This is a genomic window from Duganella sp. Dugasp78, from assembly GCF_059491455.1.
Genome location: NZ_CP168506.1, coordinates 2,951,557 through 2,964,793, shown reverse-complemented (window position 1 = coordinate 2,964,793; position 13,237 = coordinate 2,951,557). Strand labels below are relative to the sequence as shown.

The window sequence follows — 13,237 nt, the reverse complement described above, 5'->3', positions numbered from 1 at the left end:
CAGCAATGGCGCTCGCCACTAAATGCCCCCACTGCAACACGGTATTTCGGGTCGCCCATGACCAGTTGAAATTACGTGGGGGCATAGTGCGCTGTGGCTCCTGCAATGAAGTCTTCGACGGCAACGCGGCCCTGCTGGAGCCGCTTGCCGCAGCGCCCCCGGCGCCTGAATTCCGCACCGCCCCACTGCCCGCAAGCACGCCCTTCGACCAGAAGATGGCCGCGCTGGACACCCGCGCGGCCGAAGTGCTGGGCAGCGAAACCGCGGAACCCATTTACACGCTCGAGCTCGATACCGCGATGGACGCGGCCGACGCAGCCGTAACCATCGAGCAGGCCGATGCGCCCGCCGTGGTCGAGCCCGAATCACCGGCCGACGCCGGCCAGCCATACGATGACGGCCGCTACGACGACGAACCGCTCGCCGCCAGCCCCCTGTCGCTGCCAGCAGAGCCGCCCAGCCTGCCGCCCGCAGTGGAAGAAGCGCTGGACCTCGATCTGGACGTGGAGCCTGAACCTGACCCCGAGCCCGAGCCCGAGTCTGCCGTAGCCGCGGCACAGGAACCGCAGTGGGATGCCGAACCCAACGCCGATACCGATCCGCTCGAAAACGCGCTCAGCATCGAAGCCATGTCGGACCAGGAACTGGAGGCCGCGCTGGCGGCCGAACTGGCCGTCATCGAGCAGGACTCCGCCGAGCCTGGCAGCGAGCCCGCGCCCGCATCCTTCACCTCCATGCTGGCCGACCAGCGCATCGAGCCGACGCTGGACGCGCTGCCGGCCGACGCCATCGCCGCCGCGCCCGTCAGCGAGGCCGCGCGCTTCAACGAACTCGAGGAGGTGGACGAGGAAGCGCTGGTGCACCTGTCCTCCGCCGGCCTGGCCGAAGCCCAGGCCCAGGCCGTCCACACCCACGCGCTGCTGCCGGACCAGCCCGCCGACGAAGACCTCCCGGCCGCCGAGGACGAGGCCGAAGAACCCGGCTTCATCAAGCGCGAGCGCCGCCGCCAGAAGTTCGGCCGGGCCACGACCATCGCCATGAGCCTGGGCTCGCTGCTGCTGCTGGCGACCCTGGCGGCCCAGGGCCTGACCACCTTCCGCAACCAGATCGCCGCCGCGCTGCCGCCGCTCAAGCCGGCGCTGACCGCCGCCTGCACCGCGCTCGGCTGCAAGATCGAACTGCCGGCGCAGATCGACGACCTCGGCATCGAACAGGGCGAGCTGCAGACCCTGAGCGAGACCACCTTCTCCTTCACCACCCAGCTGCGCAACCAGAGCGCCACCGCCCAGGCCTGGCCGCATATCGAGCTGGTGCTGGACGACGCCAGCGACAAGGCCGTGTTGCGCCGCGTGTTCACGCCGCGCGAATACCTGGGCGCCGACGTCGCGCTGGACAAAGGCTTCGCCCCGCACACCGAACAATCTGTCAAACTGTACTTCGAATTAAAGCAGCTGAAAGCATCCGGCTATCACATCGCAGTCTTCTATCCTTAAAGATCTATCATGACCCAGACCTCTTTGATTTGCGGCTCGATCGCTATCGACACCATCCTGCAATTCCCCGGCCGCTTCGACAGCATCCTGCTGGCCGACCAGCTGCACAAGGTCAACGTCTCCTTCCTGGCGCCGACCATGCGTACCGAGTTCGGCGGCTGCGCGCCCAACATCGCCTACAACCTGAAAATGCTGGGCGGCGACCCGCGCATCGTCGGCGTCATGGGCCAGGACAATGCCGCCTACATGGAGCGCTTCCGCAAGCTCGGCCTGTCCACCGACAACATCCTGATCAAGCCGGAAGCCTACAACGCCCAGTGCTTCGTCACCGCCGACGAAGACAACAACCAGATCAACGCCTTCCACCCCGGCGCCATGTCGTACGCGCATGAGAACCAGGTCGCCAAGGCCGGTCCGGCCGCGCTCGCCATCATCTCGCCGGACGGCCACCTGGGCATGAAGCAGCACGCCGCCGACCTGGCCAAGCTGCAGATCCCGTTCATCTTCGATCCGGGCCAGCAGCTGCCGATGTTCAAGGGCGACGAGCTGATCGAGTTCATCAACCAGGCCACCTACGTCACCACCAACGACTACGAGATCGAACTGCTGATGGACCGCACCGGCCTGACCGTGCCGGACATCGCCGGCCGCCTGGAAGCGCTGATCATCACCCGCGGCGAAAAGGGTTCGGAAATTTACACCGGCGGCCAGCGCATCGAGATCCCGGCCGTGCCGGTGGCCGAGGCGATCGACCCGACCGGCTGCGGCGACGCCTACCGCGCCGGCCTGATATTCGGCATCACCAACGGCTGGAAATGGGAAACCACGGGCCGCCTGGCCAGCCTGCTGGGCGCGATCAAGATCGCCAGCAAGGGCGCGCAGAACCACAAGCTGACGGCCGCCGAGATCGCCGACCGCTTCGAAGCCGCCTTCGGCTACCGCTACTAACCCGCACGGCGCTCAGAGGGGTCTGACCCCGTACGGGGTCCGACCCCAGCCTCACCGGGTTGGAACGCCGCTCAATCGCGCCGTGAATGCAAAAGGGCAGACCTCAACGGTCTGCCCTTTGCTTTGGGGGTTAGGCCGCTCAGCGTCCGCTGAACAGCATGCCCAGCACCAGCAGTGCGATCTGCAGCAGGATCAGCGCCACCAGCAGCGACAAGTCCAGGTTGCCGACCAGCGGCACCACACGGCGGATCGGCCGCAGCAGCGGCTCGTTGAGCGCGCGCACGAACGGCGCCAGCGGCGCATGCGGGTTCACCCAGCTGAAGATCGCCTCGATCACCAGCAAGGCCATGAAGCCGTACAGTATCCATTCCAGGAAACGCTGGAAGGCCATCAGCAGCACCAGCGGCGTGGTCCAGCCGGCCAGGTACATCACCGAGGTGGCCAGCAGTACGATCAGGAACGCCCCGATCAGGCTGGCCCAGTCATAGCCGCCCACGCCGGGCACGATGCGGCGCAGCGGGCGCACCAGCCAGTCCGACAGCTGGAACGTAAATTGGGCCACCGATGCCGGTGGGCGGACACGGATCGCCTGCATCCAGAAACGCAACAATAAAGCCCCGCCCAACAGCGTGGCGATGGCGTCGACAATCAACTTAACGATACTAAGCACGAGTCCCCTCCAAAAAAAAACCGCTGTGTGATTGTCTCACACAGCGGCCCATTGCCTCAGCAGGCATCCAAGCTATTTAATTAGCTAGGACGGGTGCTGGTTGGGAACGGCCATGCTGCGGCCGGTGCCAACACGGTTTTTGCTGCAGGCGCTGCGGCCGGAGCTGGAGCGGCTGGCTTGGCGACAGCTTCCTTCTTCGGTGCGGCGACCTTTTTCGGGGCAGCTTTTTTCGCGGCTGGCTTGGCGGCAGGAGCGGCGGCTGCCACTACTGGCGCTGCGGCCGGAGCGGCTACCGGTTTAGCGGCGGCCTTCTTGGCGACTGGCTTTTTAGCAGCTGGCTTGGCAGCTGCTTTAACCGGCTTTTTTGCTGCTGGCTTAGCCGCTGCCTTTGCAGCCGGTTTGGCTGCTGCTTTTACCGCTGGTTTTTTGGCGACAGCTTTTTTGGCTGCTGGCTTGGCTGCGACTTTTTTCGCTGCTGGTTTAGCGGCTACTTTTTTCGCTGCTGGCTTGGCTGCTGCTTTTTTCGCTGCTGGTTTAGCGGCGGCTTTTTTAGCGGCTGGCTTGGCGGCGGCTTTGGCGACGACTTTTTTAGCTGCTGGCTTGGCGGCGACTTTCTTCGCTGCTGGCTTGGCTGCTACTTTTTTCGCTGCTGGTTTCGCTGCTGCTTTGGCGACGACTTTTTTCGCTGCTGGTTTAGCGGCTACTTTTTTCGCTGCTGGCTTGGCTGCTGCTTTTTTTGCTGCTGGTTTAGCGGCTGGCTTGGCTGCGGCTTTTTTAGCGACTGGCTTGGCGACAGCTTTTTTCACTGCTGGTTTAGCTGCTGCTTTTGCTGCTGGCTTGGCTGCTGGTTTAGCGGCGGCCTTTTTCGCGACTGGCTTGGCAGCGGCTTTTTTCACAGCTGGTTTAGCGGCTGGTTTAGCGGCAGCTTTGGCTGCTGGCTTGGCGGCGGCTTTCGCTGCGACAGGCTTCTTCGCTGGGGCGGCGGCTTTCGCGGCCGGTTTCTTTGCTGCTGGTTTCTTTGCGGCTGTTGCCATTTTTAGTTCTCCTTCATCGGGGATGGGAAAAATTCATTACAAGATTTAAACCCGTCCGGCCCGGAATTAGGCCAGGCGAATTATTCATCGGCACAAACGAACGACGGTTTGCGCTAATGAATTCGGCACCAGCTGAACTGCTGCAACCCCTCACGAGTGCAGCACTTCAGCCATCAACCTGGTCGCCGTCCGTGGCCGGAAGGCGCTCAGGTACAAATCTTGTTGCGACGTTTTGCGGGTGGTCGGGCGTGCACTCAGCTCCAGGGACCTACGTCGCAGCCCAACACGGTTTTCGTTTTCAAACAAAAAACCGCCCAGCCTGAACCTAATCAGGCGAGACGGCTAAACAAAAACGGTATGGTCTTGTGCATATCTGTGTGAATCTGTATCCCGTATCGCGATCATTTCTGCGGCGTGTGCGTCGTCAAATTTCGGCACACTTTAAAACACGCATTTTCAATCTCGTAAAGTACACGAAAACCTTGTCGGTGCGCAACCAGCACGATAGATATTCGCGCGCTTTTTTTCGCGTTAAGCGCTTCAACTCACATGCGCATGCCGATTCCGCGTGCCCGCTTGCGTCGTCGCGCCGCGATGTGCGCGCTCAATCGAGTTCGAAAAAACCTTCGCGGTGTCGCGCGAAAAAGGAGCGCTTCAAAGCGCGCCTTATGGCGCCTGGGTTTCTGCGACATCGCCGCCACCGGCGAAAAAATCCGCACCATCCGCTTCCGAATTCGAGAGCGCTTGCGCATCGCTTGCGCGCCGCCGCTACTCACTGTTTTAATTTCGTCGCGATTATGAGACACAGTGCGGCGAATGGCAAGCACAATACTGCGGTGCGCGCGGACGGCACGCGCGCGCGACGCGGCGCGTGATCGCCCACCGCTCATTTCTGCTCATCGTTTTTCGCGGCGACACAGGCAGACCTTCATGCCGGCGGAGACGCGCTTCATCAAGCGTGACAGGGTGCGCCGGTGGACGCACTAGGCACGGCCATCGGCTCGGCGACGATATTCTTGCGCATGTGGCCGACGGCGTCCGCCATCTATCGCGGCCGGACTTCGTCACATCCGCTTCACGCACACGCCGGCTTGCCGTACCACCGGAGCGCTACAGCGTCGTCGATCGTATGGTCGCAGTTGGCCTCGCGGGCCAACCGGTACGTTTGTTTACGCTATTAGATAGCTGCAGCGGATCGCTGCTGCGCTATGAGCCTGCCGGCATAGCCGTCATTGACATGAGACGCGGGCTGCGCATCATCGACATGCGAACCCGGAACCTTAGTCCAAGGAGCCGAATAAAACTCCTCGCTGAGTCAAGCGCTCTCTCGCTTCCTCAAGCGCCATACGCAGCTTGCGCTCCAGTTCTGCCTTGGGAGGCAGCTCAGTCCAGTATTCGGCCACAGTGATGCCATCCCTATGCATCTGAAGCAGTTCTATTTGCTCATGACTGGCTTCCGCACACAAAATCAATCCAATGGGTGACTCCTCGCCAGAATGGCGCTCGTGCTTGTCCAGCCACTTAAGATACAACTCCATCTGTCCTTTATGAGAAGCTTTGAAGCGCCCAAGTTTGAGTTCAATGGCTACCAGGCGACGGAGGCGTCGATGGAAAAACAAGAGATCAAGATGGAAATCCTCGGCATCTATCACCATGCGTTTGTTCCTCTCTACAAAAGCAAAGCCCCTTCCCAACTCAAGAATAAAGGCCTCCAACTGGAACAGGATTGCGGCCTCCAGGTCGGCTTCATCATAGCCCCGACGTAAGCCAAGAAAATCAAGAAAATATGGGTCCTTGAAGACGACGGCGGATGTGGCCTCGGTGCGAGGCTCCTCCGCCGGTGGGAGTCGTGATGCGGCGATTTCGCTTCGCTCATAGCTTTTCCGCTCAATTTGCCGACGAAGCTCGCGTACACTCCACCCTTCCGCGATACTTTGCTGCGCGTAGTACCATCGGGCAGCCTCCTCCTTTACTGGCAGCAGCTGCAAAAAATGAGTCCAACTCAAATGTCGCATCAGCGATGCGACATTTTCCAAGTCAGGAAAGGCTTGTACAAACTGCACCATACGGCGAAGATTCTGCACCTCGAAGCCACGACCGAACTCATTTGCCAGCTTCTGCCCTAAGCGGGTCATTATCTGGGCTCCATATCGAGCCCGCTTGCCAGCCAGTACTTGGCACAGCAAACGCTGCCCCACAGTCCAATATAAACGGCTCAGTTCTGCGTTAACGTCGCTGGATAAACGCTGACGGCTGGACTCTATAAGGGCACGCAACTCCGCATGGAGGACCTCCAGGCCGGATATCGACGTCAAATTGGCTCTGCTCATGACTGCACCGCCATGCCATCATCAAGCAGTCAGAATATGCGTATGCGGGAACAGCAATGCCATCAAAAAGCAAAAAGCCTGGCAATTGCCAGGCTTTTTGAGTGACGCTCTACAGCCAGCGTAACGATCAGTCCCAGTTCAGCGCGCCACCGGTCTGGTATTCGATGACGCGGGTCTCGAAGAAGTTGCGTTCCTTCTTCAGGTCGATCATCTCGCTCATCCATGGGAACGGGTTGTCTTCCTGCTCGAACAGCGTCTCCAGGCCGATCTGGGTGGCGCGGCGGTTGGCGATGAAGCGCAGGTAGCCCTTGAACATGGTGGCGTTCAGGCCCAGCACGCCGCGCGGCATGGTGTCCTCGGCGTAGGCGTACTCCAGGTCCACCGCCTTCAGGAACAGCTGCTTGATCTCTTCCTTGAACGCCGGCGTCCACAGCAGCGGGTTTTCCATCTTGATCGTGTTGATCAGATCGATGCCGAAGTTGCAATGCATCGACTCGTCGCGCAGGATGTACTGGTACTGCTCGGCGGCGCCCATCATCTTGTTCTGGCGGCCCAGCGCCAGGATCTGGGTGAAGCCGACGTAGAAGAACAGGCCTTCCATCAGGCAGGCAAACACGATCAGGGACTTCAGCAGCTGCTGGTCGCTGTGCACGGTGCCGGTGGTGAAAGCCGGGTCGGTCAGCGTGTTGATGAACGGGATCAGGAACTCGTCCTTGTCGCGGATCGACTTCACCTCGTTGTAGGCGTTGAAGATCTCCGCCTCGTCCAGGCCCAGCGACTCGACGATGTACTGGTAGGCGTGGGTGTGGATCGCCTCTTCGAAGGCCTGGCGCAGCAGGTACTGGCGGCACTCGGGGGCAGTGATGTGGCGGTAGGTGCCCAGCACGATGTTGTTGGCGGCCAGCGAGTCGGCGGTGACGAAGAAGCCCAGGTTGCGCTTGACCAGACGGCGCTCGTCCTCGGTCAGGCCGTTCGGGTTCTTCCACAGCTCGATATCGCGCTGCATGTTCACTTCCTGCGGCATCCAGTGGTTGGCGCAGCCGGCCAGGTATTTGTCCCACGCCCATTTGTACTTGAACGGCACCAGCTGGTTGACGTCGGTCTTGCCGTTGATGATGCGCTTGTCGTCGGCATTGACGCGACGCGCGACTTGCTCGGCGTTGGCTTCGCCGGTGGCCAGTGCGGCTTGGTTGACTGCAGCTTGTGATGCGGCCGGTGCGGCCTCTTCGTCCCAGGACAGCGACATGATGGTTTTCCTCTGAATTCTATGTATATATATTAGTACCATTGTCATTCCCGCGCAGGCGGGAATCCATGCTGAGCGAGCTACTCGCCTCAGCATGGGTCCCCGCTTTCGCGGGGACGACACGTTAACTTATTGGCAGGCTTCGCATTCCTCGAAACCGTCGTCGCCCGGACGCAGGTAGCAGGCAGCGCCGTCGGCTTCGGCTTGCGCCACCGACGATGCCGATGCCGCCGAACCGGCCAGGGCCGGCGCCGCCGGAGCGGCCGCCGACATCGCGCTGGCCGACATGCCGCCGTCCACGGCCACCGCGTTCAGCGCGCCGGTCTTGGAGGTCGACTTCTCCGTGTGGGTGGCGGCGATGGTGCGCAGGTAGTAGGTGGTCTTCAGGCCACGCAGCCATGCCAGCTTGTAGGTCTCGTCCAGCTTCTTGCCCGACGCGCCAGCCATGTAGATGTTCAGCGACTGCGCCTGGTCGATCCACTTCTGGCGGCGCGATGCGGCTTCCACCAGCCAGGTCGGCGACACTTCGAACGCGGTTGCATAAATGTCACGCAGGTCTTGCGGGATGCGGTCGATCTTGGCCAGCGAGCCGTCGAAGTACTTCAGGTCGGAGATCATCACCTCGTCCCACAGGTCGCGCGCCTTCAGGTCGCGCACCAGGTAGGCGTTGATCTCGGTGAACTCGCCCGACAGGTTGGACTTCACGTACAGGTTCTGGAAGGTCGGTTCGATGCAGGCCGACACGCCGATGATGTTCGAAATGGTCGCGGTCGGAGCGATCGCCACGCAGTTCGAGTTACGCATGCCGAACTTCTTGATACGGTCGCGCACCGGGGTCCAGTCCATCGCCGCCGAGGTATCCTGCTCCAGATAGCCGCCACGCTCGTCGGCCAGCAGCTTGATCGAGTCCTGCGGCAGGATGCCGCGGTCCCACAGCGAGCCTTTGTAGGACTGATAGTGGCCGCGTTCCTCGGCCAGCTCGGTCGAGGCCAGGTAGGCGTAGTAGCACACCGCTTCCATCGAGGTGTCGGCGAAGGACACGGCTTCGTTCGACGAGAACGGAATGCGCATCATGTGCAGGCAGTCCTGGAAGCCCATCACGCCCAGGCCCACCGGACGGTGACGCATATTGGCGTTGCGCGCCTTGTCGACGGCGTAGTAATTGATGTCGATCACATTGTCCAGCATGCGCATCGCGGTGCGGATGGTCTTCTTCAGCTTGACGTGATCGAGCTTGCCCTCCTTCATATGGGCCGGCATGTTGACCGAACCCAGGTTGCAGACGGCGATTTCGTCAGGACCGGTGTTGAGCGTGATCTCGGTGCACAGGTTGGAGCTGTGGACCATGCCCACGTGCGACTGCGGCGAACGGATGTTGCATGGGTCCTTGAAGGTGATCCATGGGTGGCCGGTTTCGAACAGCATCGACAGCATCTTGCGCCACAGGTCCAGCGCGGCGACCTTCTTGAACACGCGGATTTCGCCGGCGGCGGCCTTGGCTTCGTAGCCCAGGTAGGCTTTTTCGAAGGCCTTGCCGACCAGGTCGTGCAGGTCCGGGCAGTCCGACGGCGAGAACAGGGTCCAGTCGCCTTTTTCCATCACGCGCTTCATGAACATGTCCGGGATCCAGTTGGCGGTGTTCATGTCGTGGGTGCGGCGGCGGTCGTCGCCGGTGTTCTTGCGCAGGTCCAGGAACTCCTCGATGTCCATGTGCCAGGTTTCCAGGTAGGCGCACACCGCGCCCTTGCGCTTGCCGCCCTGGTTGACCGCGACGGCGGTGTCGTTGACCACTTTCAGGAACGGCACCACGCCCTGCGATTTGCCGTTGGTGCCCTTGATGTGGGCGCCCAGCGCGCGCACCGGGGTCCAGTCGTTACCCAGGCCGCCGGCGAATTTGGCCAGCAGGGCGTTTTCCTTGATGGCGTCATAGATGCCTTCTAGGTCGTCCGACACGGTGGTCAGGTAGCACGACGACAGCTGCGAACGCAGGGTGCCCGAGTTGAACAGGGTCGGGGTCGACGACATGAAGTCGAAGGTCGACAGCAGGTTGTAGAACTCGATGGCGCGCGCTTCGCGGTCCGATTCGTTCAGAGCCAGGCCCATGGCGACGCGCATGTAGAACGCCTGCGGCATCTCGATGCGGACGTCACGGACGTGCAGGAAGTAGCGGTCGTACAGGGTTTGCAGGCCGATGTAGCCGAACTGCAGATCGCGGTCGGCGACCAGCGCCTTGGCCAGGCGGGCCAGGTCGAACTCGGCCAGCTTGGTGTCCAGCAGTTCGTTGGTGATGCCCTTGGCGATGTATTGCGGGAAGTAGGTCACGTATTCGGCGGCCGCGGCGCCCTGCGCCACTTCCTTGCCGAAGACTTCCTTGCGGATCGTGTGCAGCAGGATACGGGCCGTCACTTGCGAGTAGGCCGGGTCTTTTTCCATCAGCGCGCGGGCGGCCAGGATGGCGGACTTGTGCAGCTCTTCGACCGGCACGCCGTCGTACAGGTTCTTCAGCGTCTCGGCCACGATGGCGTCGGCGTCGACGTGCTTTTCCAGGCCGATGCAGGCGGCGTTGATCAAGCCGGTGACGCGGTTCATGTCCAGCAGCTTGCGCTCGCCGTTTTCCAGCACGTGGATTTGCGGTGCGTTGATCGTGGCTGCGGCGCCTTGCGCTTCCTTGGCGGCGCGGCGCTCTTCCATATGCTTGGCGCGATACAGCACGTAGGCGCGGGCGACATCGTGTTCGCCGGAGCGCATCAGCGCCAGCTCAACCTGGTCCTGCACGTCTTCGATGTGGAAGGTGCCGCCCGATGGCTGGCGGCGCACCAGGGCGGTGACCACGCTGGAGGTCAGCTGTTCTACCAATTCGCGGATGCGCGCCGAGGCCGCGCCCTGGCCGCCGTTCACGGCCAGGAAGGCCTTAGTCACGGCGATCGCGATTTTCGACGGTTCAAACGCGACGACCGCGCCGTTACGGCGGATGATGCGGTAGTCACCGAGGTCGCTGGCGGCCGTGACCGGGCTGCTGGCGGTGCTCGCAGCGGCTGCTGGTACCAGCGCTGGATTGATGGTGATGTCTTGAGTAGATTGCATTTAAGCTCCCCGATAACAGCGTGCAGTCAGTGCTGCGCGACGTAATGTTGTATGAAAAAAGGCCAAAATGAAGCGACCTGCCAAACCTGCCTGGCCGGTTAAACTGCAATAAAATGGGTGGTGAACTGGCCTTGTCGGCTTATAAATAGTTTAAGAACCAGTGTCATGGGAACTACTATATCTAGTGATTAGTGCGAATCGATACACTGATTGTAGTGGTCAGATAATGGTAAGACAAGTGGAAATTTTGCCGTAAACGGCAATTTTTCTATTGACTTTGCGAAAGGCCTTTTGCGAAGCGTAGTCCGGCGCTAGCGCCCACTAACGCGGGCTCATCCGGTGCCTTTCGATTAAGCAGCGCCAGCCAGTTTTCACGGTACTTTTCCCAATCAAACAACGGTCCCGGATCGGTCTTCCGGCCCGGCGCGATGTGTTCGTGCCCCTGCACATCGGTCAGCCGATAGCGCGTTTGCAGCGCCACCGTCAGCGCCGCCAGCGCTTCATACTGGGCCAGCCCGAAGCCGCTGTCGTCGGTCCCTTCCAGCTCCACGCCGATCGAATAGTCGTTGCACTTCTCCCGTCCCCGGAAGGACGACACGCCCGCATGCCAGGCGCGCTCGTTAGCAGAAACATACTGCAGCACGCGGCCGTCGCGGCGGATGAAAAAGTGGCTCGACACCTTCAACCCCCGCAGGTCCGCGAACGAGGGGTCAGCATTATAGTCCAAACGGCCGGTAAACAGGTCGGACACGTGCGGGCCGCCGAAACGACCGCCCGGCAGCGAGATGTTATGGATCACCAGCAGCGTGATGTCGTCCGGGTCGGGACGGCAGTCGGCGTAAGGGCTGTCGTAGCGCAGCGCCGGCGTCCACCAGCCGTCCGGCCCCAATTCAGTCGCCAGTTCCGGCACCATCACGCCTCCGGCTCCTGGATGTTCAGCTTCTGCATCTGGTAGCGCAGCTGGCGGAAGCTGATGCCCAGCAGCTGGGCGGCCTGGGTGCGGTTGAACTGGGTCTGCGCCAGCGCCCGCAGGATGATGTCGCGCTCGATCTGGTTCAGGTAGTCGGGCAGGCTGCTGGGCAGCGCGTCGAGGTGCGGCAGCGCCAGCGCGCCGGCGGCGGGCGGCGCCTGCTCGGGCGACGGCGATGGCAGCGACGCCACGCCCGGCGCGGCGGCCTCGGTGGCGCCGAAGTGCGGCGCCGGCAGCATCGGCGTGGGCAGGGGCACGATGGCCTCGACCATGCGCGCGCCCTTCAGCGCCAGGTCCGCCACCTCGATCACGCCGTCGTTGGCGAAGGCCAGCGCCCGCTCCAGGATGTTTTCCAGCTCGCGCACATTGCCGGGGAAGGAGTAGGCGCGCAACGCATCGAGCACGCCCTCGCCCAGCCGCACCTGGTGTTCGAAGGTGCCCAGCCGCTCCAGGATGGCGCCGGTCAGCACGGCCAGGTCGTCGAGCCGTTCGCGCAGCGGCGGCAGACTCAGTTCGATCACGTTCAGGCGGTAGAACAGGTCCTGGCGGAAGCTGCCCTGCTCGACGCACTGCGCCAGGTTCTTGTGGGTGGCGCTGATGATGCGCACGTCGACCGGCTCCTCGGCGGTGGCGCCGATCTTGCGCACGCGCCGCTCCTGGATCGCCCGCAGCAGCTTGACCTGCATCGCCAGCGGCAGGTCGGCCACCTCGTCGAGCATCAGCGTGCCGCCGTTGGCCGCCTGGAAGAAGCCGTCCCGCTCATCGGCCGCGCCGGTGAAGGCGCCCTTGCGGTAGCCGAAGAACTCGGCCTCCATCAGCGCCTCGGGAATCGCGCCGCAGTTGACGGCGATGAAAGGCTTGCCCGCGCGCGAACTCTGGGCATGGATCTCGCGCGCCGCCAGCTCCTTGCCGCTGCCCGATTCGCCATTGATGGCGATCGGCGCCATCGAGCGCGCCAGCCGCGCGATCTGCGCGCGCAGCGCCTGGATCACGGCCGATTCGCCCTTCAGCCGGCTGGCCGGCGGCTCGGCGCCGGGCGCTTCGCCGGCCGGCGGCTCGGCGTTCAGCCGCAGCGCCGACTGCACCATCACCCGCAGCTGGTCCAGCGCCACCGGCTTGGAGATGTAGTCGAAGGCGCCGGCCTTGAGCGCGATGACGGCGTTGTCGGCGCTGCCGAAGGCCGTCACCACCGCGATCGGCGTGTTCTTATATGCGGCGCTCACTTCGCGCACCAGCTCCAGCCCCAGGCCGTCGGGCAGGCGCATGTCGGTCAGCACCAGCTGGTAGTCGCGTTCGGGCGTGGCCAGCAGGCCGCGCGCCTGCGCCAGCGTGGCGGCGCTGTCGACGTCCAGGCCCATTTTCAGCAGGGTCAGTTCCAGCAGTTCGCGCAGGTCGGCTTCATCGTCGACGACCAGCACGCGCGGCGCGCGTTGGGAACCTCTAGCACTCATCGAACAGCCTT

At 62.5% G+C, this 13,237-nt stretch carries 10 protein-coding genes; 3 read left to right on the top strand and 7 right to left on the bottom strand.

Translation table 11 applies throughout. The features are described from left to right. The first annotated feature begins 5 nt into the window (after nt 1–5). Complete coding sequence (locus ACEN9O_RS13150) at nt 6–1,493, top strand: DUF3426 domain-containing protein (protein ID WP_495617974.1); 1,488 nt, start codon at nt 6–8, stop codon at nt 1,491–1,493. Nucleotides 1,494–1,502: 9 nt separating this feature from the next. After that, entirely contained in the window at nt 1,503–2,441 is a 939-nt protein-coding gene (locus ACEN9O_RS13145) for a carbohydrate kinase family protein (protein WP_495617973.1), read from the top strand. A 139-nt stretch (nt 2,442–2,580) separates the two neighbouring features. Here the strand turns inward: ACEN9O_RS13145 and ACEN9O_RS13140 are convergent, their stop codons facing one another. Both ACEN9O_RS13140 and ACEN9O_RS13135 read right to left on the bottom strand, forming a co-directional pair. Continuing rightward, nucleotides 2,581–3,111, bottom strand: coding sequence for a YggT family protein (locus ACEN9O_RS13140; RefSeq protein ID WP_301546345.1), 531 nt, complete (start codon nt 3,109–3,111; stop codon nt 2,581–2,583). Between the two features lie 80 nt (nt 3,112–3,191). Continuing rightward, the gene (locus ACEN9O_RS13135) at nt 3,192–4,007 is read right to left on the bottom strand and encodes a hypothetical protein (protein ID WP_495617972.1); all 816 of its coding nucleotides are present in this window, start codon (nt 4,005–4,007) and stop codon (nt 3,192–3,194) included. On the opposite strand from ACEN9O_RS13135, the gene ACEN9O_RS13130 reads away from it, so the two are divergent. After that, nucleotides 3,988–4,194 (top strand): hypothetical protein, encoded by a 207-nt coding sequence (locus ACEN9O_RS13130; protein WP_495617971.1) that lies wholly within the window; start codon nt 3,988–3,990, stop codon nt 4,192–4,194. The two genes, ACEN9O_RS13135 and ACEN9O_RS13130, sit on opposite strands and share 20 nt — an antisense overlap. A gap of 1,231 nt (nt 4,195–5,425) precedes the next feature. Here ACEN9O_RS13130 and ACEN9O_RS13125 read toward each other — a convergent pair. The 5 genes from ACEN9O_RS13125 to ACEN9O_RS13105 form a co-directional block, all read right to left on the bottom strand. Continuing rightward, entirely contained in the window at nt 5,426–6,475 is a 1,050-nt protein-coding gene (locus ACEN9O_RS13125; RefSeq protein WP_495617970.1) for a PDDEXK nuclease domain-containing protein, read from the bottom strand. A 127-nt stretch (nt 6,476–6,602) separates the two neighbouring features. After that, nucleotides 6,603–7,721, bottom strand: a complete 1,119-nt coding sequence (locus tag ACEN9O_RS13120; RefSeq protein WP_495617969.1) for a ribonucleotide-diphosphate reductase subunit beta — start codon at nt 7,719–7,721, stop codon at nt 6,603–6,605. A gap of 129 nt (nt 7,722–7,850) precedes the next feature. Further along, the gene (locus ACEN9O_RS13115; RefSeq protein WP_495617968.1) at nt 7,851–10,805 is read right to left on the bottom strand and encodes a ribonucleoside-diphosphate reductase subunit alpha; all 2,955 of its coding nucleotides are present in this window, start codon (nt 10,803–10,805) and stop codon (nt 7,851–7,853) included. 268 nt (nt 10,806–11,073) lie between these two features. Beyond that, complete coding sequence (ampD, locus tag ACEN9O_RS13110; RefSeq protein ID WP_495617967.1) at nt 11,074–11,718, bottom strand: 1,6-anhydro-N-acetylmuramyl-L-alanine amidase AmpD; 645 nt, start codon at nt 11,716–11,718, stop codon at nt 11,074–11,076. After that, nucleotides 11,718–13,226 (bottom strand): sigma-54-dependent transcriptional regulator, encoded by a 1,509-nt coding sequence (locus ACEN9O_RS13105; RefSeq protein WP_495617966.1) that lies wholly within the window; start codon nt 13,224–13,226, stop codon nt 11,718–11,720. The genes ampD and ACEN9O_RS13105 overlap by 1 nt, the downstream gene beginning before the upstream one ends. Between the last annotated feature and the right edge of the window lie 11 nt (nt 13,227–13,237).

Bases quoted from the DNA above. Each gene is read 5' to 3' on its own strand.
- ACEN9O_RS13150 (WP_495617974.1), top strand. From the start codon at position 6: ATGGCGCTCGCCACTAAATGCCCCCACTGCAACACGGTATTTCGGGTC.
- ACEN9O_RS13145 (WP_495617973.1), top strand. From the start codon at position 1,503: ATGACCCAGACCTCTTTGATTTGCGGCTCGATCGCTATCGACACCATC.
- ACEN9O_RS13125 (WP_495617970.1), bottom strand. From the start codon at position 6,475: ATGAGCAGAGCCAATTTGACGTCGATATCCGGCCTGGAGGTCCTCCAT.
- ACEN9O_RS13120 (WP_495617969.1), bottom strand. From the start codon at position 7,721: ATGTCGCTGTCCTGGGACGAAGAGGCCGCACCGGCCGCATCACAAGCT.
- ACEN9O_RS13115 (WP_495617968.1), bottom strand. From the start codon at position 10,805: ATGCAATCTACTCAAGACATCACCATCAATCCAGCGCTGGTACCAGCA.
- ampD (WP_495617967.1), bottom strand. From the start codon at position 11,718: ATGGTGCCGGAACTGGCGACTGAATTGGGGCCGGACGGCTGGTGGACG.
- ACEN9O_RS13105 (WP_495617966.1), bottom strand. From the start codon at position 13,226: ATGAGTGCTAGAGGTTCCCAACGCGCGCCGCGCGTGCTGGTCGTCGAC.